We start from the raw sequence: 22,991 nt of genomic DNA on the forward strand, positions 1-22,991 counted from the left end.
TTTCAAATAAAAAATCCCCTGTTAAAATTAGCAGGGGATTTTTTCTATTAGCTATAATCGTATTCTTTTGCCCGATCAGGACGTGAATTTTCAAATTCCGTTTTTAAATACGGGCGGTACGACTGTTCTATCTTTTTCACAAAAGGAAGTTTGTTCAACTTTTGCATCATATGCTCAATTTGTTCCATATCACAATATACTACTGCATATTTTAAACGTTTTGATATGTAATGTATGTTACCATATTTTCTTAAAATCTTGGCATGTTTCAATGAATGTAAATAAACAATCATACTTTGTCGTTGCCCGAACATAATCTTCTCCATCTTCTCCTTTTAAAAACATATATTTTATATTTTATGAAAACCAATCAGAAATTTATGACATTACAGGACAAACTCTGTATACGTTTTCTTCTATCTTCTAAAAAACGGGGTGATTTACCCCGTTTTTTTACAACCGCAACCTCCGCCGGTACCACAACCGCCACCACAGCCACCAGCATCAAAAAATGGATTTCCTGTTGGAACTTTGATGGAAGAGGACACCTCAGAACCGATTGCTACACTCACTTCATCTAACAACTTTTGTAAAGCCGTTTCTACTCGTTTAAAAGCTGCAATCTTATCATGTAAATCTACAGAACGCTTCAATTCCCTCATTTTCGTCGAAACGAAAGTATAGTCAGGATGATATTTACCGAAACGTTGCACTTCCTCATATCGTTCTTTCATCGCTGTAAATTGCTGAATTAACGTCTGAACTTCCATATCTTCATGCAAGTCTTTATAACATTTACGGTAATCTTCTGCTATATCTGAACAGATGATCGCTTTTGCAAGCTGCTCTGCCTTATCTAATATTAATACGCTTTCTAGCGTCGCTACAATCATGAGAGACACCTCCGAGTATTTATCATACCACATTTAGAATAGAACTACTAATTGAAGTGTCTCACTAAACAGAAAGATATCATTCTAACTATTTTTTAATAATTTCAGTACGCATTTATACATTAATATGTTCCGCAATGTTGTATTTAACAACATCCCACTTCCCACTATTTTCATTCACATAACTAATACATGCGTTTTTTAACGGTGTCTTAAACGAAATATCTTCCGGAGCAATTGCATGTAAAATTGCTTTTATCGCATGAGAATGGGCTACAATAATAATACGTTTGCCAGAATGAGTTTCTGCAACGTCTTTTACCGCAGCAAAACAACGAGCTACAATTTCTTCATCTTGCTCCATACCTTCTACTTTACCTTCTGCAATTAATTCCCTAACAGTCGCAACTGGCTTCCCAGAAGCTTCACCAAAATTACGTTCAACAAATCGCTCATCTAATAAAATTGATTGTAATCCAGTTGCCTCTGCAATTTCCTTAGCTGTTTCTTGCGCTCTAATTAATGGGCTACTTATAATTATATCCCATGCCTCCGCTTGCAAAGCAGCTGCACTTTGACTCGCTTGCTTCTTCCCCACTTCATTAAGCGGAATATCTTCACGTCCCTGAATAATCTCTTGAAAATTCCAATCAGTTTGTCCATGTCGTACTAAACAAATTTCCGTCATGCTCATGCTGCAACTCCTTTTTAAATAATCCGCTTCTATTGTATCAAAAGTTCTGCATGACGGACATAGTTTTCCCTTCCAATTATGTTGCATTTTGCTGCTTCATATACTGAAACATATCAATCATAATGGAAGCAACTGCCAATTGATTTTGAAATTTCTCAACTTTATCTGGTATCGTTTTTTTGAAATGTTGCATAGCTGCTAACTCAAATGCCTCTTTTTCTTCAGGGTTTCGCGTTAGTTTTCTATACCAGTACGGTTGCTCCCTAATATAGCGAGATAAATCCTCATCAGCCTTTATAAACTCCATAATTTCTGCTCTCATCCGCTTTCCTCCTAATCCTTCTGAAAGAAAAATGGATTATTTTCGGAAGTACTCTCTTCTTGCTGCGTGCGTTTCCCTTGAAATTGTTGAAAAACTTGTTGCACACTACCAATCGCACTCGTCACATTCGCTAAATGATGTTGCATTTGTTCCACGTCTAACTTTTTAAAGAAAGAAAGCATTTGTCCCATCACATCAGCAGTTTTTTCCTCTTCAGTTCGAGTATCCTTTTCTTTTCCTTTTTCTTTTTTCTTTTCTTTTACCGAAGAAAAAGCAGGCGCTCCATCCGGTCTAAAAGTTGCCCATATTGGATCTTCTTCACCAAGTAAGTACCATTCCTCATAAAACTGTTGCCAAGTTTTATGACCACTTCGAACTTCATGAACCATTTTAGGGTGATGGTTTACAAACTCTTTAAACTGTTGAACCGATGGATGTAACGGTCCTTTTGTTGTCGGCATAATCCTCACCTCTTCATGTATATCTACTATATAATAAGAAAAAAAAGGCGCATGGTTCGCCTATTTTTAGACGATTCATGCACCTTTTTATCCTACTATTTGCATAGGGGAAGATTCCCATCCACAATTTACAGTTTCATTTTATTTCCGAATAAAATTTTGTGTATAAAACTTATCGTATACGCCAACACCTAATCCTGTAAATTGTTCATTCAATAAATTCTTTCGATGTCCCTCACTATTTAACCAACCTTGCAATGCCGCAACCCCATCACTATGTTGCGCCGCTATGTTCTCACCGGCAAGCTGAAATCCTACTTTCCCGCGCTGTAAACGATCTCCTAACGTACCTAATGTAGGTGAATCGTGTGAAAAGTAATTATTATCCTTCATATCTTTACTATGACCGATTGCCACCTCTGCCGTTTGTTGGTCCCACGCTAATAACGGTAAATTATGACGACTTCGAATAATATTTGTTAAATCAAAAATTTGTTGCATATTCCCATTCTCTATTTGTTTCATTTTATCTGGAGTTAATGGTTGTTCTGCTAATAATTCACCCGAATAAACGAGCTGATACGGTCTTTGACGCAATAACGTTTCGTCATCCATATAACGAACACCGACAAGCTCATGCGTAAAATGATCAAAATATAATTGTGCCCAACCATCTTCTACTGGTACTAATGGTTGTTCCATCACTTCAGTATCAGATAACTCAAATTGATAACTATTCTTTCCTCTTTTTAACGAAATCTCATGAGAAAGTGGATTCTTTTTATACACATCTTCATACTTTTCATTTATATAATAAGGTGGCACCTTAACTTGCTCACCAGCGACATACGCCGTTACAATTTTGCGTTCAGCAACCCCAAATTGAACATACTGAGATAAATCTTGATTGTATACCCACCATTCATATCCGTAAGCAGATGGTTCTATTCGAGAAGGTTCGCCCCATTTTGCTAATAAATTTTCAGAGTCCCCACCAATCATATTTAAAACCGTATCGGAAGAGTCTTCATTCACTTGTTTTTTCTTTTTCACAATTTTATTTTCTTGCTTTGATTGAGATGGGGTTAATATATATTGTGAAACGAGTAATTTCCCGTATAAATCAACAGCTAAAATTAAAATTGTAATCATTACGATACGCAATAATTTCTTCAATCGATATACCTCCTGCACAAAACATAAAATTGAGATATACACAAATCCTTTTCTTTCCTTTTTTTGTGTGTACCGTACTCTTTTCACTATATCATATTTTTGCAAAAAAAGTCTGGATTATCCCTTTTCTCTCAATATGAATTGCACTTTCTTATTATTCATACTATTATAAAAATAATGATGTAACATAAAAAAAAGGAGGTATTTTATGCAATTTACAAATACAAAATTTAATGGAGCCGTCGTTGATTTAACACTATTAACAGAGATTATGGAAAAGAACCATTTTGTACTTGCTGGACAGTGGGATTATGAACGAGTTACATACGATTATAAATTCGAAATATTAAACGATGTTTATTATTTACGTGTACAAGGTTTAGCTGTTGAAGGTGACATTGGTAGTAGACACGCTGAAATAAAGCTACTTCCTCCCTTATTAGGTAAACACTATTATCCTCACGGCGTTGAATATGGTGATGGTGAAATTTTCCCAACGAATGTACTTCAAAAAAGCGAACAACTCCTACAAAATGTCGAAAAAGAGTTAAAAGAATTCCAAATCATTGAGTAAAATAAAAGTGAGTGCATCATATTGATGCACTCACTTTTATTTCGTTTGTAAATACGGCGGCAATTGTTGTAACTGCTCTTTATCCTTTTCACGCTCTCGACGCGCCCATCGAAAGAAAACATAACCAATAATCGTACCGTACACTATTTCCTGGACAATTTTCATAATGATGCCGCCTGTTTGTTGGTCTTGTAAAACAGGCATCCAGTGTAAAAATTCTGGTCCAGTTATATTTAAATCAGATAAAGTTCCCGCTGGTACACATAATTCCATCGCCTTCATCCAAGCAGCTGGATCCGTATACGTTGCAAACAACGGTGCCGTCGCAAAAATAATTAACGCGCAAGCTGGCGTTAATAATATACCATTAGCAAACATATAACCAAGTTTCTTTATATCACTTAACGTTTGATATTCTGGTAATGGATTTAGCATCGGCCACCACATCATGATTGCCGTAAAGAATAATATAGCGAGACAAATAGGATGAGCAATTTGACTTTGTTTTACTGTATCAAAAACAACTGGTAAATGATAAAAAGAAAACAGGCCATTAAATACAAACAATGCGATAAGTGGCTTAGTAAATATCTTCAATATAATTTGAACGAACTTAAAAGAAGTAATATAACGATATAACCAAACTGGTATACCAAGCAACAATAACGGCGGAACGGCAATATACATAACTGCCATTTCAAACATATGTGCACTAAATATAATATGACCAATTAAATCAATAGGCCCTCCCTTTACAAAATACAAAAGAACAATCCCGGTCGTAAAATAAAAAACTTGCTTCTTACTTACCTTTGTCGCATGTTCAAATCGCATTCTATATGGCCCAATAATTAAAAAATACCCAATGAGGATCGAAAGCATAAATAATAAAAAGATTGGACTCCATAGCGCTTGAAAACCAAATATCCACAAGTTACTCATTGTCACACCTACCTTCTTCAGGTTATCTTTTCACATAATATGAAGAGGGAGCTGTGGCAACACAAGCTCCCTCTTCACTTTTCAAATCCACACGATTGTCATAAAAGCTAAAATTGTAATTAACCCGATTAGCAGACCTGAATAAAGAAAGAAACTCGCTGCTTCATGTCCTTTATGACTCATATGCATAAAATAGTACAATTGAAAAATTACTTGTACCACCGCTAATAGTAAAATAAATGGTACTGAGAAAATCGGACTGAAAGTTTTCGGATATGCTACTGCTACAAATGCAACTAATGTTAAAAATATCATTAATGCAAATGTAATAACTTGATGCTTCATTTCCTCCGCACTTTTCCTCTTCCGGTAAACGAGATCAACTTTAGGATTATTCGTTTGCTTTATCGCCATTGTTTATCCCACCATTCCCATTAAATATACTACAGTGAAAATAAACACCCAAACTACGTCAATAAAATGCCAATAAATTGATGCAACATAAAACTTCGGTGCATTGTATAAATTTAGACCTCTCTTCGCATTTCTAAAGATTAATGTTAAAATCCAACACAATCCAAACAATACGTGGAGTCCATGTGTACCAACAAGAGCATAAAACGCAGAACCAAATGCACTACTTCTCATAGTATGCTTAAATTCATGTGTATAATGGTAAAACTCATAGATCTCAAACCCTAAAAACCCTAATCCTAGCAGCACTGTTACCAGTAGCCAAAGTTGCATTTTCTTAAAATTAAAGTTTTTCATATGATACATCGCATATACGCTCGTTAAGCTACTCGTTAATAAAAGCATCGTCATAATGAAAACGAGTGGCATTTGGAACATCTCTTGAGATGTTGGTCCGCCATTTGTAGAATTCTTTAACGCTAAATATGTGCCAAATAAGGAAGCGAACAATACTGTTTCGCCTCCAAGAAATAACCAAAAACCGACAAACTTATTTTTCCCCTCAAGGGTTGCTTTTTCAGGCTCTGCTGGAAATGTTTCATTCGTTAATTTTTCATCTACATGCATTACGCCTTGCCCCCCTTATCTTCTAAATCTTCTTTATGAATATGATATCCATGATCATCAATTACTGAACGTAGGAACATTGTACCAAACGTAATAATTAAACCGATAATTGCTACTAATAACCAAAACTTATCTTTTCCACCCTGCATATACATTGCACCGAATGCCGCTATAAACAATCCTAAAGAAATGATAAATGGTGAAAATGATGGATTTGGCATATGAATATCACCCACTGGTTCCGCCGCTGTCATCTCTTTATTCCCTTCACGTTTTTCAATCCAAAACGGATCTAACCCGCGAACAAATGGTAATTGTTTAAAGTTATATTCTGGTGTAGGTGCTGGCATTGTCCATTCTAATGTACGTCCATCCCACGGATCACGACCAGCCTTTTCTTTTGATACTGTTGTTTTAATTACATTGAATAGAAGAACAATCGTTCCAAGAGCCATAAATACCGCTCCAATAGAACTAATCATATTGCCCATTTCCAACCCTTGACCTTCAAGATATGTGTAGTAACGACGTGGCATACCAATTAAGCCAAGGAAATGCTGAATGAAGAACGTTAAATGGAAACCGATAAAGAATAACCAAAATGTTATCTTTCCTAACGTTTCATTCAATACTTTATTAAACATCAGTGGCCAATAATAATGGGCTCCTGCAAGTAAACCAAATACAACACCACCGACAATTACATAATGAAAGTGAGCTACTACGAAATAGTTATCATGAAATTGATAATCAGCTGGTGCAGATGCTAGCATAACACCTGTAACTCCTCCCATTACGAATGATGGAATGAAGGCTACTGCCCACATCATCGGTGTCGTAAAACGAATACTTCCGCCCCACATCGTAAAGAGCCAGTTGAATATTTTAATACCGGTCGGAACCGCAATCGCCATTGTTGCAACTGAGAAAATAGCATTTGCAACTGGACCAAGCCCAACAGTAAACATATGATGCGCCCATACCATAAACCCTAAAAATCCAATTAATACTGTCGCAAACACCATCGACGAATAACCAAATAATCGTTTTTTCGAAAACGTCGCGAAGATTTCTGAGAATATTCCGAAAGCTGGGAGTATAAGAATGTATACTTCTGGATGACCGAAAATCCAGAATAAGTGCTCCCATATAATTGTATTCCCGCCCAGTGCTGGATTAAAGAAACTTGTTCCAAATAAGCGGTCTAACATTAAAAGTCCTAATCCTACAGTTAACGGCGGAAAAGCAAATAATATTAATGAAGATGTTACAAATGTCGTCCATGTAAACATCGGCATACGCATATACGTCATCCCTGGCGCACGCATATTAATAATGGTTACAAGGAAGTTAATACCTCCAATTAATGTACCTATACCGGAGATTTGCAAGCCAAGCACATAAAAATCAACACCATGGCCTTTAGAGGCTAAAGCTAAAGATGCATAAGATGTCCATCCTGCATCAGGTGCTCCACCTAAAAACCAACTTAAATTTAAAAATACTCCACCAAAGAAAAATAACCAAAATCCGAGTGAATTTAAAAACGGGAACGCTACATCACGTGCACCAATTTGAAGTGGTACAGCGGCGTTCATAAATGCAAACACGAGTGGCATAGCTGCGAGGAAAATCATTGTTGTACCGTGCATAGTTAATACTTGATTATAAGCATCCCCAACAAGAAAAGCGTTGTTAGGAATCGCTAATTGAAGGCGAATAAATAGAGCTTCTATTCCGCCTATTATAAAAAACAATCCACCTGCAATTAAATAGAGAATGGCAATCTTTTTATGGTCTACTGTCGTTAAATAATCCCATATGACAGCACCCATCCCCTGTTTTTTTGCTACAGAACTCACGTTTTCAACCTCCCCTTCGCGAATAATCCCTCTTTACTTTTCAACTTTTAACGTTTGTAAATATGCATTTAATGCATCAATTTGATCGTCTGTTAAGTTGCCATATTTACCAGTCATTTTATTTCCTGGTTTCATATTTTCAGGATCTTTCAGCCATTTTTTTAAGTTTTCTTCATTGTTTTCAGCAATGCCGGCAACTGTATCGCGATCCGCAAAGTTTGCTAAGTTTGGTGCGATACGAGCGGAAGGTGGTCTACTATCATTAGATCCAACTGCGTGACAACCAATACAGCTTTTATTAAATATTTCTTGGCCTTCTTGCGCCTTTGTTGAAGCTACTTCTTTCTTCCCATCAATTTTCTTCATATCAGCAAGCCACTTTTTGTACTCGCTTTCATCTAAAGCTTTCACTTTGAATTGCATTAAAGAATGTGATGGGCCGCAAAATTCTGTACAAAAACCATTATAAGTGCCCGATTTATCTGCCTTTAACCACATTTTGTTTACATTATCTGTATTTGTATCCATTTTCCCAGCTAAAGATGGAACCCAAAACGAATGTTTAATATCGGCACCCTTCAAATTCAAATACACTTTCTTACCTGTGGGGATGACTAAATCTTGAGAAGTTACTATCTTTTCTGATTTATAAGAAAATTCCCACCAATAAAGATTCGCTGTTACATCAACAACGATAGTATCTTTATCAATATTCTTTTTCTCCATCGCACTTACATCAGCAAGTTTGAATGTATATGTAACCGTCGGAACAGCTAAGATTAGCAAAAGAATAATCGGAATAACTGTCCATATAATTTCTAGTTTGTGATTCCCTTCAACTTGCTCCGGAATATAATCTTCCTGACCTTTCTTTTGTCGGAAACGCACAATTACATATAAGAAAATAATAGTAACTACTAGTACTACTCCTACCATGATTGCACTTGCTAGTAAGAGCAGATCGTATTGCATTTTTGCTACCTCTCCTTGCGGAATTAAAGTAGATTGAAAGGCTTTACCGCATCCCCCTAACAGTAAAGCCAGCAGTGAAACGAACGAAAGCAGTCGCCACTGTTTCTTCATACAAACAACCCCCACTTTCCTTGTGAATTAGATTGTACTTTATAGTTAAGTAAAGTAAATCTCAACGTAAAGAAATCCAATTATGTCGTTGTCTTAGAAGAATGTAACTACAATCATTGATACAAATAAGATTGTTAAATAATTTAGGGAATAAACAAACATTTGCACGGACCATTTGATGTCATCTTTCTTACGGAAGCCATAAAAACCTAAAACGATCCATCCGATGTTAAGCAGTGTTGCAATTACCATAAATGTTATCCCTAGTCCACTCATATAAAATGGTAGTGGTAATAAACATACTGTCCAAATCATAATTTGGCGTTTCGTAATTTCAAATCCATGAACTACAGGAAGCATTGGAATTCCTGCGTTTCGATATTCATCAACACGTTTCATTGCTAATGCAAGGAAATGTGGGATTTGCCAAATAAACATAATTAAAAATAACATCCAAGCAATTGGATGGCCTAAAGATGGATCGATTGCTGCCCATCCAATTAAAGGTGGAACTGCACCAGATATACTACCTACAACAGTATTTAGTGTATACTTTCTCTTTGTCCATAAACTATATAGAACAACATATGTGAAAGCACCAATAAATCCCATTAAGACTGCCATTGGTGTTGTTAATAATAAAAATACAAAACCAAGAAGTAATATAACTAGTCCAAATGTAAGTGCAAATCCTGGTTTATACTTTCCAGTAACCGTTGGACGGGTCTTTGTTCTTTCCATTAATGGATCGATGTCTCGATCAATGTAGTTGTTTAAACAACATACCCCTGCCATAACTAATCCAGAACCAACGATTGTAAAGAATAACTTATCCAGATTGTCCATTACACTTAATCCATTAAAGTGTAATGCCAACCAAAATCCTGTAAATACAGTAAGTGTATTTGAGTTTACAATCCCCATTTTAACGAGCGCTTTTAAATCTTGTAACCGAGTTGTTTCCGGTACGCTTGTAACAGCAGACTCATCATGCAGCTCACTTGTTGCATGGTTCATCACTTTAACCCCCTCTTAAAACTTTCATCTTTCTTTTTGCGCCTATTTCAAATTGAAATATTTCGCTTCTATATAGCAATATTATTACAGTAGAAACATTGTTAACCCATTCTACTACTAATCTACGCCCATACTCCAATATATTAAATCATATTTCCCGAACATTTTGTGAAGAAAACATGAACTTTTTGTGTCGAACATAAAAAACTTAATTGTTACTTATCCATATCATAACATGATGTTACCTTCTATAATAAACTTTTTTGTCATATTTAACACGTATTCTCCCCATTTCTTTTCAAAATAGCCTATTTTTCACCTAAAAATTTCCTTATAAACCTTATTTCCACACCCGTTTTCTCTTCCCTGTCTTCCCCCTCCATTTCTTTGCTATTTTATTATTTTTTATATATCATAGGAACTAGCGCGTTTTATTCTATACATAATGGAATGAAAATATTTCGCAATAACTTCATAGCAGAAAGATGGTGAAAGAGATTGCAACGCTTTATTAAATGGTTAGCAGTCATTACGAGTCTTGATTTATTAATAGTTTTATTAGGAGGCGCCTTAGTTACAAAAACAGGCTCTGGCCAAGGATGCGGTAAATCATGGCCACTTTGTAACGGTGAATTTGTTCCATCTAATTTATCAATGGAAACTATTATTGAACTAAGTCATCGCCTTACATCAGGATCAGCAGGAATTCTTGTCACTCTCCTTTGTATTTTGTCCTGGAAATATTATAAACATGTGCGCGAAACAAAAACGTTAGCAATTTTATCCTTCGTATTTTTAGTTGCACAAGCATTAATGGGAGCCGCAGCGGTTGTTTGGGGGCAAATGCCAGCTGTACTTGCTATCCATTTCGGTATTTCCTTAATTTCATTTGCTTCTGTCATTTTATTAACGTGTCTTATCTTTGAAATCGACCAAAAATTTGATGCACGTTCACTTATTATGGACAAAAAAATGAAATTTCATATTTATGGTGTAACAATTTACAGTTATATTGTCGTCTACACAGGGGCTTTAGTACGTCACGAACGAGCTAGCTTAGCCTGTCCAGACTTTCCTTTATGTAGCAAAAATAGACCTATGCCAACTCAATTACATGAATGGGTTCAAATGGGACATAGAGTTGCAGCGATGTTAATTTTCGCTTGGATACTATACGCGATGATTCTCGCTATCCGCCATTACAAACAGCAGCCTGTCGTATACTGGGGATGGATCATCTCATTTATCCTTGTTACACTTCAAGCTATCGTAGGAATTTTAGTCGTATTTACAAATGCTAGTTTATCAATGGCATTATTACATTCACTATTCATTTCTTGCTTGTTTGCTGTACTATGCTATTTAGTTATGTTAGGTACAAGAAGTAAAGTGAATGCAAAAGAAGCTGCATCAACTTCTAAACAAACAAAATAAATGAAAATACCTTGCCCGAATTGGCAAGGTATTTTTTCGTAATAAAAAAGAGCTGTGTTTCCACAACCCTTTTTTATTTTAGTGATCTAATTCAATGAGTAAGTCACCCGTTTGAATTGCATCTCCATCGTTAACATATACTTTTTTCACTTTACCATTAAACGGCGCTTGAACTGTCGTTTCCATTTTCATCGCTTCTGTAATTGCCATAGAATCGCCTTTTTTCACTTCATCGCCTTCTTTTACAACTACTTTAATAACCGTTCCTGGCATTGTTGCGCTAATGTGGTTTGGATTTTCACGGTTTCCTTTCACACGTTGTGCAACTGTCGCTTTCACACTTTCGTCTTTCACAACAATCTCACGTGGTTGACCGTTAAACTCCAAGTAAAGAACACGATTTCCATCTGGCTGAGGCTCTCCAATTGATACTAGTTTAACCATCAATGTTTTACCTTGTTCAATTTCCACATCGATTTCTTCACCAAGTCTCATACCATAGAAGAATGTCGGTGTATCAAGCACAGATACATTTCCATAAATCTCAGCAACTTTTTCGTAATCCATAAATACTTTTGGATATAATGCATATGCAACTACATCAAACATCGTCACTTCGCGTCCAAGTTTATGGAATAGCTCTTCTTTTAACGCGTCGAAATCTACTGGTTCTAATAATTCACCTGGTCTTACTGTTAATGGTTCTTTCCCTTTTAAAATAATTTCTTGTAACTTTTTCGGGAAACCACCATATGGTTGTCCTAAATCTCCAGAGAACATTTCAACAACAGATCCTGGGAAATCCATAGAATGTCCACGCTCTAAAACATCTTGTTCTGTTAAGTGATTTTGAACCATGAATAATGCCATATCACCGACAACTTTAGATGATGGCGTTACTTTAACAATATCACCAAACATGTCATTCACACGGCGGTACATTACTTTCACTTCATCGAAACGATCGCCTAAGCCAACCGCTTTCGCTTGTTGTTGTAAATTACTATACTGTCCGCCTGGCATTTCGTGCATATATACCTCTGTATGAGGAGCATTCATACCACTTTCAAACGGTGCGTAGTATTTACGTACATCTTCCCAGTAATGAGATAATTTTTCTAATGAATCTATATTAACATCTGGCTGTCTTTCGTTTCCACCTAACGCATAGTATAGCGTGTTCGCACTTGGTTGTGACGTTTGACCAGCCATAGAACTTACTGCTACATCGACAATGTCAACACCTGCTTCAATTGCTTTCGTATACGTTAATATACCATTTCCACTCGTATCGTGTGTGTGCAGGTGAATCGGAATCGATACCGTCTCTTTTAATGCTGAAACTAAATCATATGCTGCATTTGGTTTTAGTAAGCCCGCCATATCTTTAATACCTAAAATGTGAGCTCCTGATGCTTCTAATTCTTTTGCTAAATTTTTATAGTAATTTAAATCATATTTACTACGTAACGGATCATGAATATCCCCTGTGTAACACATAGTTGCTTCTGCAATTTTACCAGTATCTCGTACAGCATCAATCGCAACTCTCATACCTTCTACCCAGTTTAAGCTATCAAAAATACGGAACACATCAATTCCAGCTTGAGCAGAACACTCCACAAACTTTTGAATTAAATTATCCGGATAGTTTTTGTAACCAACCGCGTTTGAAGAACGAAGTAACATTTGGAATAAAACATTTGGCATTTTTTCACGAAGATCTAGTAATCGTTCCCACGGATCTTCTTTTAAGAAACGATATGCAACATCAAACGTCGCACCGCCCCACATTTCTGCTGAGAATAAGTTCGGTAACATTCTCGCTGTCGGCTCTGCAATTTGGTGTAAATCTTTTGTACGAATACGCGTTGCAAGTAATGACTGATGCGCATCACGGAATGTTGTATCCGTTAAAAGTACACGTTTTTGATCTTGTACCCATTTTACTAATCCGTCTGCTCCACGCTCATCCAAAATTTGTTTCGTTCCATTTTGGATTGGCTCTGAGTGTAATACATTCGGTATACGAGCATCTGGGAAAATTGGTTTCTCTTTTTTCCCTACTCCTGGGAAGCCATTTACTGTTACTGTCCCGATGTAATTTAACATTTTCGTTCCTCGGTCTTTACGTTTCGAGAACAAGAATAGTTCAGGTGACGCATCAATAAATGAAGTGTCATATTCCCCTGATAAGAAGTTTTTATGTTTTACTACATTCTCTAGGAATGGAATATTCGTTTTAATACCACGAATACGGAATTCTTTTAAGTTACGTTCCATTTTTGCAGCAGCTTGTTCAAAAGTAAGCGCCCATGTTGTAACTTTTACAAGTAAAGAATCATAGTACGGTGTAATAACAGCACCTTGGAAACTATTACCTGTATCAAGACGAACTCCAAAGCCACCACCTGATCGATATGCCATAATTTTTCCTGTATCCGGCATGAAATTATTTAGTGGATCCTCAGTCGTTACTCGAGATTGTATTGCAAATCCATGTACAACAACTTCCTCTTGCTTTGGAACACCCACCAATTTGCTATGTAATGCATGTCCATCAGCTATTAAAATTTGTGATTGAACGATATCGACTCCTGTAATCATTTCTGTAATTGTATGTTCTACTTGAACACGCGGATTTACTTCAATGAAATAGAAATTATCATCTTTTACAAGAAATTCAACTGTTCCTGCGTTTAAATAATTTACATTTTTCGTTAATTTCACAGCAGCATCACAAATACGCTGACGCAAATCATCTGAAAGCGACACACTAGGTGCAATTTCTACTACTTTTTGATGACGACGTTGTACAGAACAGTCTCGCTCGTATAAATGAACAACATTGCCCTCTTCATCTGCTAAAATTTGAACTTCTATATGTTTAGGTTTTTCAACGAATTTTTCTACGTATACTTCATCATTACCAAAGGCTGCTTTCGCTTCTGACTTTGCTCGATTATACGATTCTCTTAATTCTTCACTAGTACGTACAATACGCATACCACGACCGCCACCGCCAAGGGAAGCTTTAATAATAATCGGGTAATCATACTTTTCAGCAAATTCTTCGACTTCTTCTAATGAATCTACTGGCCCATCACTACCAGGAATAACTGGAATTTGTGCTAGCTGCGCTTGTGTTCTTGCTTTTACTTTATCTCCAAACATATCTAAATGCTTACTTTTTGGACCGATAAAGATAATCCCTTCTTCTTCACAACGTTTTGCGAATTGAATATTTTCTGACAAGAAACCATATCCAGGGTGGATTGCATCTACATGATTACTTTTCGCAATCTCAATAATGCCCTCAATATCTAGATAAGCATCAATTGGCTTTTTTCCTTCCCCAACTAAATAGGATTCATCGGCTTTATAACGATGATAAGAACCACTATCCTCTTTAGAATAGATTGCAACTGTTTTTAATCCCAGTTCCGAACAAGCTCGAAACACACGAATTGCAATCTCTCCACGGTTAGCTACCAATACTTTTTGAATACGTTGCAGCTTTGTCATGATTTTCCCCCTCTACTTTCCTACCACTCTAGAGATAAAATATATACACACCATAAAGAGCGTGAAGTTCTTCACTTTCTACATTATATTATACTTAGAAAGCTTCACTTTATTTTTATCCATCATACCTTATTTTTTAACAAATGATAAGTTTTCTGAGCAATTTGTCTCACAAAAATAGTATAGCATACCTCTTCCTTATGTAACAACTTAATTGTATATCACATTAAAATAAATGTGATATACCCTTTGATGTTAAAGCTAATTATTACATCACATTTGACTTTTCTTAAAAATAAAAAACACATCGCGCTCTAAAGCACAATGTGTTTTTTATTTTACAACAACAAGACGTGGTCCATCTTGTTCTCTTTCTTTCATTTCCTCATTTTGCTGTTTCTCTTGTCGTTTCACATGACTAGCAATATTTAATAATATACCCATCGAGATCAGATTAGCCAACAAGGAACTACCGCCATAACTAATAAACGGTAAAGGTACTCCTGTAAGCGGTATTAATCCTGACATACCACCAACATTAACAAAAGTTTGTATGCCAATTAAACTTGCAATTCCGATTGCAATTAAACTTCCAAATGGATCTTTACATTTTTGTGCTACTCTAAACGAACGAATAATAATAAGTAATAAACAGATTAAAATGATAGCTACACCTATAAAACCTAGTTCTTCAGATATAATTGCCATAATGAAATCCGTTTGCGGCTCTGGTAAGTAGCCATACTTTTGTATACTATTCCCTAATCCTCTACCATTTAACCCACCTGAGGCAATTCCAATAAACGAATTAACTAATTGGAATCCATCATTTTGAGGATCGTTAAATGGATCAAGAAAAACTGAAAATCGAGCTTTTTGGTAAGCTTTCAATTTATAACTCCCAATAAAATACAATGCTGGAATCCATATGATAGAAGTTAAAAAGAATCTTTTTATCCACAAGTTAACATTAACTCCTGAGCAGAAGAACATAATTAACACTGTTCCACCTATTAATAGGTCAGTCCCTAAGTCCTTTTGTAATAAAATTAATACCATCGATCCACCGACAACAGCTATAGGGGGGATAATCCCTTGTAAAAAAGGAGTTTGCCTCTCTTGTTTCTTAGCAAAAAAACTTGCTAGCGTAATAATAACCGCTATTTTAGCAAACTCGGCAGGTTGTATACCCAGTATCCATCCTTTTGCACCATTGATTTCCTTACCGAAAAGATAGGCTGCTGCTAGTAAGACAAGACTCCCTAGCCCCATCGCAGCTAGAACCATTCCTTTCCTCCAAAATTTGTAAGGAATTATAACGACAATCACTAGTATTACCGTCCCAATAGCAAGGGCCAATAATTGTTTTTTAAAAAAGTAATCTGCTGGCCAGTTATATCTTGACGAAATCGCAACAATGGAACTAGAACTATATACCATTATAACTCCCAACACACATAAGATAACAAGAGGAAGTAATAATGAATAATCCATTGATTTCCATACTCTTTTCATTTCATTTCCTCTCTCTGTTTCAATTTAATTATTGTTGTATTCCATATGTACATTGATTCTTCCTGCTTTATTATACAAATAAAAAGCTCAAACTTTTTCAGTTTGAGCCCCCTTATTTGAACCCGTTATTGTTGTTTGTTTGTAAATGCTTCATGAAGTGCAGATAACTCACGTTCAAGCTCTCCTAACATTGCTTTCCCTTGTTCTTCTGAAATAAGACCAAGGCGAACTGCAAAATCGACTTCGCGGGATAGTCCAAACATTTGTGTGTCTAACACTTCTTCATATAATGGACATTGCGGCATTGTAAGATGGTCCATTTGCACCTTAATAAGTCTTAAAATCTTCTCCGCATCCGCTTGTAGAAGGGCTAGTGCCTTTTCCTGATGATTTGATACTGTCTCAGACGCCAAATTGATTCCCTCCGTTTCCGTCCTACTCTCTCCTATCTATTAATATTAGCGATAGTTTTAATAAATTGCAATAGAAACATTTTTTGTGACAATAGTGTCTAATACTATTATACTGAAAAGTGGGAGTATAACACAAATGGGGGAACAACAATGAGCGAAATTTTATTTATTAATGGAAAAGTTCGTTTTCCAATCACTATCGATCCAACCGTTTGGATCTTTGATGATCGAAAAGTAGATTTGACAACTTACTTTGATGAAACGAGAGAAAACACTTCAGAACTAGAAGCTTATTTAAAAAACACTTCGGAACATTGGGATCGCGAAATCCGTGATGGTGCTGCTTTCCCGCCGATACAACAAAGTGTAAAGAAATTTAAAAAAGAACAGCTAATTACTGGAACGTTCGGTATACCATTTCAACCTTTTCTTGCTAACGCCGAAATTTCAGATGACGCTACGCAAGTCGAGATCGAAACAGTAGATGATACAATAACGCTTCCATTAGAAACTGTCAAACATGCTATTCTTGGTTTTTCAAAAGAAGGAAAACCATTAAAAGAAGATGGACCTGTTCATTTATATTACAATGATGGATCTAATAGACAAAATCCAATCCGTAACATCCGCAAATTTACAATTATTTAAAGAAAAGGAGTGAGCTTCAGCTCACTCCTTTTTATAATAAATCTGCTGCTAGTTGAGCTAAATTAGATCGCTCCCCTTTTACAAATTTCACATGACCACTAATACGTTGCTCTTTAAATTTCTCTACAACATATGTTAAACCGTTATTATACTCATCCAAATACGGATGATCAATTTGCTGAGGATCTCCCATTAATACGATTTTACTTTTTTCTCCTACCCTCGTTAGTATCGTTTTCACTTCATGCTTCGTTAAATTTTGTGCTTCGTCAATTATAATGAATTGATCTGGAATACTTCTCCCGCGTATATACGTAAGAGCTTCTACTTCTATCGAACCCATTCCAGCTAAAATAGCATCTAACTCTCCTGGTTTTTTCGTATTAAATAAATACTCTAGATTATCAAAAATCGGTTGCATCCACGGTCTTAACTTTTCTTCTTTTTCTCCCGGTAAATAACCGATATCTTTCCCAACTGGAACAATTGGCCGTGCAACGAGTAGTTTTTTGTATAACCCTAAATCTTCCGTTTGCATGAGCCCCGAAGCTAAAGCTAGTAATGTCTTTCCTGTACCAGCTTTCCCTGTTAGCGTGACTAGCGGAATATCTTCACGAAGCAACAATTCTAATCCCATAATTTGCTGCACATTTCGTGGTCGTATTCCCCATACTTGTTCATTATGAAAAATAAGTTTCTTTACCTTCTTACCTAAATGATCCACAATACCTAGTGCTGAACTAGATCCACCTAACGCATCTTTCATTACTACAAACTGATTTGGATAAAAAGGATGATTTGCAATTTCGGATAAAGGCAATTCGCCTTTTTCATAAAAATAATCCAATTGTTCTTTTGATATATATCCTTCTAAAAATCCTGAATATATATTTTCCACTTCAATAACCCGATCACTTAAATAATCTTCCGCCTTTAAACCTATTGCATCTGCTTTTACCCTTACGAGCACGTCTTTACTTACTAAAATAACAGACTTCCCGTCCTCTTTTTCTTGTTCTTCTAAAGATAGATTTTTTGCTACAGCTAAAATTCGATTATCATTTGTTTTTTCTACAAAAATATCTTGTAGTTGGACAAACGAACGATGATTTAATTCAATACGAAATGTACCGCCGTTTTCTAGCGGAATACTTTCATGCAGTTTTCCTATTTCACGAAATTTGTCTATTAACTTAGATACATAACGAGCGTTTCGTCCTACTTCATCCATATAACGTTTTTTCGAATCAACCTCTTCTAATACAACTGCTGGAATCACTACTTCATTGGTTTCAAATGAAAAAATAGATAAAGGATCCTGCAAAAGTACATTCGTATCTAACACATAAATTTTATCCAACCTGTTACCCCCTGACTCCACTTTTAAATTTGTAGAACAAGGGTTTCATCCATAAAATATGGACGAACCATTGTTATAATTATATGTACCGTATAAACGAGGTAGAATCGAAATTTATAGCCATTAAACCTTTTATTTATTTTTTATTCATTTCTATTCAATATATTACTTTTAATTATAATTATTAACATAAAATCACAATAAGTAATTACAAAAGTTAATAACTGACTTTCTTATTTATCACATTTATAATTCTTTCATTCCTGCTAACACCTGGTTATCGAGCTTTTTAGCTGCACGAAGATCATACGTTTTTTCATATGTTGGTTCAATTGCAAGTTTTGCACCATAAAACATAACATCACGTACTTCTTGTACATTTACTTCTATTACAGTCAATTTTAAAGGAATGCCTTCCATTCTATCAGTCAAAATTTCACCTGCACCACTTATGGAAAATACGGATTCATTCGCCATTATAGTCAATACCACTCCAGTACTATGTCTTATATTTTCCACAATACGTGAACGTTGATCTACTGCAAATCGAATACTAGTTTTACTCACTGCATACACCCAAGAAATAGCACTTACGTTAGGAACTTGTTTTTCAAAATCTGTTGTTGCTACCATAACAATACACTCTTTACGTAACGTTTGTACTAAATCATCCGTTAATGTGGGCTCTACTACATTCGCCATATTTCCACCTCCAAATATACTTCATATATCCTTATCATAACCTATTTTTTGAATTGCGAAAATATTATTTTTTCCCGCTATTATTCAAAAACATTACACTTCCATGATATACTTATACTGATAGAATTCGTATTGAGGTGACGAAATGAGAGTCAAATGTATGATTTGTGATAAAAAAGATATGTTAGATGATGAAAATCCTATGGCAAAAAAACTGCGTAATCGCCCTATTCATACATATATGTGCATGGAATGTTCGGAACGAATTGCTGAACGTACGATGGAACGTCATGCAAGTGGTAATTTTCGATTATATCGTGATAAAAAAGTCGAAGACGATTGGTAAAATATAAATAAGTCCTTTATCAATATGATAAAGGACTTATTTATATTTTTCAGGTTCGCGATTCATTTGATCCAAAAAACAATCAATAGCTTCTAATGGAAACCTTGCAGATTTTCTTTCTCCATTTATTTCATATGTAACTACATACATTTCCTCGTTCTTCTTAACTTCCACATTTCTCAATTTATGTTCTTCATATATCATATTTTGAAATAACAAATACGTTTCTTTTGCAGCACTATCATCCGGACGTGCTTCGGCAACTGTTTTAATTGTTAACCAATTATATAACGCATCTTGTACGGAACGCATAAAGCTTCCCCCCTCATCCTGCTTTTTGTTGTCTTGCTTGACGTAATCTCAACCTATAAATCCCAAGTACAATTGCTGCTACAACAAGCCCCTCTCCAACAGGTAAAAAAACTGCAAAGAAAGTTAACACTGTACACCCAATCGCTAACGATATATATATCACTATATTTTTTATTATAGATAGCTTTCTTGCAAAACCTAAATTATACACAAGTGCACTTAATATAATAATGACGCCATACAGTAACCACATCCCTAGTTCTGGATTTTCATCAACTTTACATAACTTCGCAAAAAACGACATTCTTTCTAACACTATTTATCCCCCTTCCTCATAAATCAAACCATTTTTCTTTATGTACTTAATACAAGAGTAACCTGTGAAAAAAATACTGTCCACAAAAAGAGTAAATATTCTAAAAAATAAACATAAAAAAACAGCTACCTTAATTAAAGGTAGCTGTTTTACTATTTTACGCTTCTACAGATTTCTTTTTCTTAGCAGCTCTTTCACGTTCGCTCTTATCAAGAATCTTTTTACGTAAACGAATGGATTCTGGAGTTACTTCACAGAACTCGTCATCGTTTAAGTACTCTAATGATTCTTCTAAAGTCATTAAGCGTGGTTTTTTCATTGTTGAAGTTTGATCTTTCGTCGCAGAACGAATGTTAGTTTGTTGTTTCATTTTCACAACGTTAACTGTTAAGTCATTCTCACGAGTGTGTTCTCCGACAATCATACCAGCATATACTTCTGTACCTGGTTCAACGAAGATTACACCACGGTCTTCAACTTGCATAATACCGTATTGTGATGCTTTTCCTGTTTCAAGTGAAACTAGAACACCTTGACGACGTCCACCAACTTGTCCAGCGTGTACTGGTTGGTAGCAATCGAATGTATGGTTTAAAATACCGTAACCACGAGTTAATGTTAAGAATTCTGTTGTGTAACCAATTAAACCACGTGCTGGAACCATGAAAGTAAGGCGAACTTGACCGTTTCCGTTATTCACCATATCTAACATTTCACCTTTACGTGCACCCATAGATTCCATAATAGAACCAGTGTATTCTTCAGGTACATCGATTTGTACACGCTCTACAGGCTCACATCTTACGCCATCAACTTCTTTAATAATTACTTCTGGCTTAGATACTTGTAGTTCATAACCTTCACGACGCATGTTTTCAATTAAGATAGATAAATGTAGTTCCCCACGTCCAGATACGATCCATGCATCAGGAGACTCTGTATTATCTACACGTAAACTTACATCTGTTTCTAATTGTGAACGAAGACGCTCTTCAATTTTACGAGATGTAATGTATTTACCTTCACGACCTGCAAATGGACTGTTATTTACAAGGAACGTCATTTGTAGTGTTGGCTCATCAATACGTAATAATGGTAACGCATCTTGATGTTCAACTGGGCATACTGTTTCACCAACGTTAATGTCTTCCATACCAGAAACAGCTACTAAGTCTCCAGCTTTTGCTTCTTCAATTTCTTGACGTTTTAATCCCATGTAACCAAATAATTTTGTTACGCGGAATTGTTTTACGCTTCCGTCTACTTTCATTAAAGCAACTTGTTGTCCAACCTTCATTGTACCGCGGAATACGCGTCCAACTCCAATACGTCCAACATAGTCGTTGTAATCAAGAAGTGCTACTTGGAATTGAAGTGGCTCTTCGCTGTTATCAATTGGTGCAGGAATATGTTCAATAATTGTATCAAATAATGATTTCATATTCTCTTCTTGATTTGCTGGGTTTGAATCTAAGCTTGCTGTTCCGTTCATTGCTGATGCAAATACAACTGGGAACTCTAATTGATCTTCGTTTGCACCAAGTTCGATGAATAAGTCAATTACTTCATCAACTACTTCATCAGGGCGAGCGAAGTCACGGTCAATTTTATTTACAACTACGATTGGAGTTAAGTTTTGCTCAAGAGCTTTCTTTAAAACAAATCGTGTTTGTGGCATACAACCTTCATATGCATCAACAACAAGTAAAACACCATCAACCATTTTCATAATACGTTCTACTTCTCCACCGAAGTCAGCGTGACCTGGTGTATCTAAAATGTTAATTCTTTTATCTTCATAGTGAATCGCAGTATTTTTCGCTAAAATTGTAATACCGCGCTCTCTTTCTAGATCATTTGAATCCATTGCGCGCTCTTCAACGTGTTCGTTCGCACGGAAAGTCCCCGCTTGACGTAATAACTGGTCAACAAGTGTTGTTTTACCATGGTCAACGTGGGCAATAATTGCTATATTACGTAAATCTTGTCGTTTTTTCAACATGTCCAACTCCTAATGTCTTTTTAATCCTTCTCTATTATAAGAGCGAAGGGGATACAATAGCAATTAAAATAAAATCAAGAATGAAAATATAGTTGTATTCTTACTTTTGTGAAAGTAAAATGAGATTGGAGGGTGAAGAAATGGAACACATTCAATATCGCTTTTTATTAACTGCAATTATCGGTGTTATTTTCTTAATCGGTATCGGCATTATGATTGCTGAAAATAGTCCAATCGGTATTATTATTTGCATTATCGGCACATTTGTTACAGTTGGATACGGTTTTGTAACAAAAAGAAAAATGCGTAAATCGCAATAACGTCAAAAAGTAAGAAGCCTGTATACAGCCTCT

General features: G+C 35.7%; 25 protein-coding genes. 5 read left to right on the top strand and 20 right to left on the bottom strand.

The window, feature by feature from the left end:
- Window positions 1-47: 47 nt before the first annotated feature.
- The 6 genes from ACTFRN_RS02325 to ACTFRN_RS02350 all read right to left on the bottom strand — a co-directional run bounded on the left by ACTFRN_RS02325 (window position 48) and on the right by ACTFRN_RS02350 (window position 3,546).
- Window positions 48-314: a YlbG family protein gene (locus tag ACTFRN_RS02325; protein WP_002080814.1), complete on the bottom strand. Its 267-nt coding sequence runs from the start codon at window positions 312-314 to the stop codon at window positions 48-50.
- 126 nt (window positions 315-440) lie between these two features.
- A complete protein-coding gene (locus ACTFRN_RS02330; protein WP_000634351.1) occupies window positions 441-893 on the bottom strand; it encodes a YlbF family regulator in 453 nt (150 codons plus the stop codon).
- A 115-nt stretch (window positions 894-1,008) separates the two neighbouring features.
- A complete protein-coding gene (locus ACTFRN_RS02335; protein ID WP_001998138.1) occupies window positions 1,009-1,581 on the bottom strand; it encodes a histidine phosphatase family protein in 573 nt (190 codons plus the stop codon).
- An 82-nt stretch (window positions 1,582-1,663) separates the two neighbouring features.
- Window positions 1,664-1,909, bottom strand: a complete 246-nt coding sequence (locus tag ACTFRN_RS02340; RefSeq protein WP_001200990.1) for a YlbE-like family protein — start codon at window positions 1,907-1,909, stop codon at window positions 1,664-1,666.
- 11 nt (window positions 1,910-1,920) lie between these two features.
- Window positions 1,921-2,370, bottom strand: a complete 450-nt coding sequence (locus ACTFRN_RS02345) for a YlbD family protein (protein WP_001143334.1) — start codon at window positions 2,368-2,370, stop codon at window positions 1,921-1,923.
- Window positions 2,371-2,511: 141 nt separating this feature from the next.
- The gene (locus ACTFRN_RS02350; protein ID WP_000735396.1) at window positions 2,512-3,546 is read right to left on the bottom strand and encodes a CAP domain-containing protein; all 1,035 of its coding nucleotides are present in this window, start codon (window positions 3,544-3,546) and stop codon (window positions 2,512-2,514) included.
- A gap of 208 nt (window positions 3,547-3,754) precedes the next feature.
- Here ACTFRN_RS02350 and ACTFRN_RS02355 point away from each other — a divergent pair, with 208 nt between their 5' ends.
- Window positions 3,755-4,120: a YugN family protein gene (locus tag ACTFRN_RS02355; protein WP_001160939.1), complete on the top strand. Its 366-nt coding sequence runs from the start codon at window positions 3,755-3,757 to the stop codon at window positions 4,118-4,120.
- 36 nt (window positions 4,121-4,156) lie between these two features.
- Here the strand turns inward: ACTFRN_RS02355 and ctaG are convergent, their stop codons facing one another.
- From ctaG to ctaB, 6 genes are all read right to left on the bottom strand, one after another.
- Window positions 4,157-5,062 (bottom strand): cytochrome c oxidase assembly factor CtaG, encoded by a 906-nt coding sequence (gene ctaG / locus ACTFRN_RS02360; protein ID WP_000069015.1) that lies wholly within the window; start codon window positions 5,060-5,062, stop codon window positions 4,157-4,159.
- 81 nt (window positions 5,063-5,143) lie between these two features.
- Window positions 5,144-5,476, bottom strand: coding sequence for a cytochrome c oxidase subunit IVB (gene ctaF, locus ACTFRN_RS02365; RefSeq protein ID WP_000985700.1), 333 nt, complete (start codon window positions 5,474-5,476; stop codon window positions 5,144-5,146).
- Between the two features lie 3 nt (window positions 5,477-5,479).
- Window positions 5,480-6,103 carry a cytochrome c oxidase subunit III gene (ctaE, locus tag ACTFRN_RS02370; protein WP_000557861.1) on the bottom strand — a complete coding sequence of 208 codons (624 nt, stop codon included), beginning with the start codon at window positions 6,101-6,103 and terminating at the stop codon, window positions 5,480-5,482.
- Entirely contained in the window at window positions 6,103-7,938 is a 1,836-nt protein-coding gene (gene ctaD / locus ACTFRN_RS02375; protein ID WP_011040617.1) for a cytochrome c oxidase subunit I, read from the bottom strand. Before ctaD ends, ctaE begins: the two co-directional genes overlap by 1 nt.
- 60 nt (window positions 7,939-7,998) lie before the next feature.
- On the bottom strand, window positions 7,999-9,048 hold the full coding sequence (coxB, locus tag ACTFRN_RS02380; RefSeq protein ID WP_000745271.1) for a cytochrome c oxidase subunit II: 1,050 nt from the start codon (window positions 9,046-9,048) through the stop codon (window positions 7,999-8,001).
- A gap of 93 nt (window positions 9,049-9,141) precedes the next feature.
- Entirely contained in the window at window positions 9,142-10,065 is a 924-nt protein-coding gene (ctaB, locus tag ACTFRN_RS02385; protein ID WP_001015058.1) for a protoheme IX farnesyltransferase, read from the bottom strand.
- A 498-nt stretch (window positions 10,066-10,563) separates the two neighbouring features.
- Here ctaB and ctaA point away from each other — a divergent pair, with 498 nt between their 5' ends.
- Window positions 10,564-11,499 carry a heme A synthase gene (gene ctaA / locus ACTFRN_RS02390; RefSeq protein WP_001188737.1) on the top strand — a complete coding sequence of 312 codons (936 nt, stop codon included), beginning with the start codon at window positions 10,564-10,566 and terminating at the stop codon, window positions 11,497-11,499.
- 78 nt (window positions 11,500-11,577) lie between these two features.
- Here ctaA and pyc read toward each other — a convergent pair whose 3' ends face one another.
- From pyc to ACTFRN_RS02405, 3 genes are all read right to left on the bottom strand, one after another.
- Window positions 11,578-15,024: a pyruvate carboxylase gene (pyc, locus tag ACTFRN_RS02395; protein WP_000164051.1), complete on the bottom strand. Its 3,447-nt coding sequence runs from the start codon at window positions 15,022-15,024 to the stop codon at window positions 11,578-11,580.
- A 333-nt stretch (window positions 15,025-15,357) separates the two neighbouring features.
- Window positions 15,358-16,539 carry a putative lipid II flippase FtsW gene (gene ftsW / locus ACTFRN_RS02400; protein WP_000832785.1) on the bottom strand — a complete coding sequence of 394 codons (1,182 nt, stop codon included), beginning with the start codon at window positions 16,537-16,539 and terminating at the stop codon, window positions 15,358-15,360.
- A gap of 125 nt (window positions 16,540-16,664) precedes the next feature.
- Window positions 16,665-16,952 carry a YlaN family protein gene (locus ACTFRN_RS02405; protein WP_000135697.1) on the bottom strand — a complete coding sequence of 96 codons (288 nt, stop codon included), beginning with the start codon at window positions 16,950-16,952 and terminating at the stop codon, window positions 16,665-16,667.
- A gap of 150 nt (window positions 16,953-17,102) precedes the next feature.
- On the opposite strand from ACTFRN_RS02405, the gene ACTFRN_RS02410 reads away from it, so the two are divergent.
- Window positions 17,103-17,600, top strand: a complete 498-nt coding sequence (locus tag ACTFRN_RS02410) for a hypothetical protein (RefSeq protein WP_001289788.1) — start codon at window positions 17,103-17,105, stop codon at window positions 17,598-17,600.
- 31 nt (window positions 17,601-17,631) lie between these two features.
- Here the strand turns inward: ACTFRN_RS02410 and ACTFRN_RS02415 are convergent, their stop codons facing one another.
- Together ACTFRN_RS02415 and ACTFRN_RS02420 are read right to left on the bottom strand one after the other, a co-directional pair.
- On the bottom strand, window positions 17,632-18,960 hold the full coding sequence (locus tag ACTFRN_RS02415) for a PhoH family protein (protein ID WP_000358083.1): 1,329 nt from the start codon (window positions 18,958-18,960) through the stop codon (window positions 17,632-17,634).
- 246 nt (window positions 18,961-19,206) lie between these two features.
- Complete coding sequence (locus ACTFRN_RS02420) at window positions 19,207-19,662, bottom strand: pyridoxamine 5'-phosphate oxidase family protein (RefSeq protein ID WP_000024588.1); 456 nt, start codon at window positions 19,660-19,662, stop codon at window positions 19,207-19,209.
- Window positions 19,663-19,807: 145 nt separating this feature from the next.
- Between ACTFRN_RS02420 and ACTFRN_RS02425 the strand changes: the two genes are divergently transcribed.
- Entirely contained in the window at window positions 19,808-20,008 is a 201-nt protein-coding gene (locus ACTFRN_RS02425) for a YlaI family protein (RefSeq protein WP_001995040.1), read from the top strand.
- A 36-nt stretch (window positions 20,009-20,044) separates the two neighbouring features.
- Here ACTFRN_RS02425 and ACTFRN_RS02430 read toward each other — a convergent pair whose 3' ends face one another.
- From ACTFRN_RS02430 to typA, 3 genes are all read right to left on the bottom strand, one after another.
- Window positions 20,045-20,320, bottom strand: coding sequence for a hypothetical protein (locus tag ACTFRN_RS02430; RefSeq protein ID WP_001258149.1), 276 nt, complete (start codon window positions 20,318-20,320; stop codon window positions 20,045-20,047).
- Window positions 20,321-20,333: 13 nt separating this feature from the next.
- Window positions 20,334-20,636 (bottom strand): YlaH-like family protein, encoded by a 303-nt coding sequence (locus ACTFRN_RS02435; protein WP_000893666.1) that lies wholly within the window; start codon window positions 20,634-20,636, stop codon window positions 20,334-20,336.
- 157 nt (window positions 20,637-20,793) lie between these two features.
- Complete coding sequence (gene typA / locus ACTFRN_RS02440) at window positions 20,794-22,638, bottom strand: translational GTPase TypA (protein ID WP_000914763.1); 1,845 nt, start codon at window positions 22,636-22,638, stop codon at window positions 20,794-20,796.
- A 140-nt stretch (window positions 22,639-22,778) separates the two neighbouring features.
- On the opposite strand from typA, the gene ACTFRN_RS02445 reads away from it, so the two are divergent.
- The gene (locus tag ACTFRN_RS02445; RefSeq protein ID WP_000400127.1) at window positions 22,779-22,958 is read left to right on the top strand and encodes a DUF5325 family protein; all 180 of its coding nucleotides are present in this window, start codon (window positions 22,779-22,781) and stop codon (window positions 22,956-22,958) included.
- Window positions 22,959-22,991 lie beyond the last annotated feature (33 nt).

It is taken from the genome of Bacillus cereus group sp. MYBK245-2 (assembly GCF_051916145.1).
In the GTDB taxonomy this organism is placed as follows: domain Bacteria; phylum Bacillota; class Bacilli; order Bacillales; family Bacillaceae_G; genus Bacillus_A; species Bacillus_A pacificus.

What these genes read in the sequence shown, in the direction of transcription:
- ACTFRN_RS02430 (WP_001258149.1), bottom strand. Translation starts at nt 20,320, where the DNA reads ATGCGTTCCGTACAAGATGCGTTATATAATTGGTTAACAATTAAAACA.
- ctaE (WP_000557861.1), bottom strand. Translation starts at nt 6,103, where the DNA reads ATGCATGTAGATGAAAAATTAACGAATGAAACATTTCCAGCAGAGCCT.
- ACTFRN_RS02330 (WP_000634351.1), bottom strand. Translation starts at nt 893, where the DNA reads ATGATTGTAGCGACGCTAGAAAGCGTATTAATATTAGATAAGGCAGAG.
- ftsW (WP_000832785.1), bottom strand. Translation starts at nt 16,539, where the DNA reads ATGAAAAGAGTATGGAAATCAATGGATTATTCATTATTACTTCCTCTT.
- ctaF (WP_000985700.1), bottom strand. Translation starts at nt 5,476, where the DNA reads ATGGCGATAAAGCAAACGAATAATCCTAAAGTTGATCTCGTTTACCGG.
- ctaG (WP_000069015.1), bottom strand. Translation starts at nt 5,062, where the DNA reads ATGAGTAACTTGTGGATATTTGGTTTTCAAGCGCTATGGAGTCCAATC.
- ACTFRN_RS02335 (WP_001998138.1), bottom strand. Translation starts at nt 1,581, where the DNA reads ATGACGGAAATTTGTTTAGTACGACATGGACAAACTGATTGGAATTTT.
- ACTFRN_RS02410 (WP_001289788.1), top strand. Translation starts at nt 17,103, where the DNA reads ATGAGCGAAATTTTATTTATTAATGGAAAAGTTCGTTTTCCAATCACT.
- ACTFRN_RS02345 (WP_001143334.1), bottom strand. Translation starts at nt 2,370, where the DNA reads ATGCCGACAACAAAAGGACCGTTACATCCATCGGTTCAACAGTTTAAA.
- ctaB (WP_001015058.1), bottom strand. Translation starts at nt 10,065, where the DNA reads ATGAACCATGCAACAAGTGAGCTGCATGATGAGTCTGCTGTTACAAGC.
- ACTFRN_RS02340 (WP_001200990.1), bottom strand. Translation starts at nt 1,909, where the DNA reads ATGAGAGCAGAAATTATGGAGTTTATAAAGGCTGATGAGGATTTATCT.
- pyc (WP_000164051.1), bottom strand. Translation starts at nt 15,024, where the DNA reads ATGACAAAGCTGCAACGTATTCAAAAAGTATTGGTAGCTAACCGTGGA.
- ACTFRN_RS02425 (WP_001995040.1), top strand. Translation starts at nt 19,808, where the DNA reads ATGAGAGTCAAATGTATGATTTGTGATAAAAAAGATATGTTAGATGAT.
- ACTFRN_RS02355 (WP_001160939.1), top strand. Translation starts at nt 3,755, where the DNA reads ATGCAATTTACAAATACAAAATTTAATGGAGCCGTCGTTGATTTAACA.
- ACTFRN_RS02420 (WP_000024588.1), bottom strand. Translation starts at nt 19,662, where the DNA reads ATGGCGAATGTAGTAGAGCCCACATTAACGGATGATTTAGTACAAACG.
- coxB (WP_000745271.1), bottom strand. Translation starts at nt 9,048, where the DNA reads ATGAAGAAACAGTGGCGACTGCTTTCGTTCGTTTCACTGCTGGCTTTA.
- typA (WP_000914763.1), bottom strand. Translation starts at nt 22,638, where the DNA reads ATGTTGAAAAAACGACAAGATTTACGTAATATAGCAATTATTGCCCAC.
- ctaD (WP_011040617.1), bottom strand. Translation starts at nt 7,938, where the DNA reads ATGGGTGCTGTCATATGGGATTATTTAACGACAGTAGACCATAAAAAG.
- ACTFRN_RS02325 (WP_002080814.1), bottom strand. Translation starts at nt 314, where the DNA reads ATGTTCGGGCAACGACAAAGTATGATTGTTTATTTACATTCATTGAAA.
- ACTFRN_RS02445 (WP_000400127.1), top strand. Translation starts at nt 22,779, where the DNA reads ATGGAACACATTCAATATCGCTTTTTATTAACTGCAATTATCGGTGTT.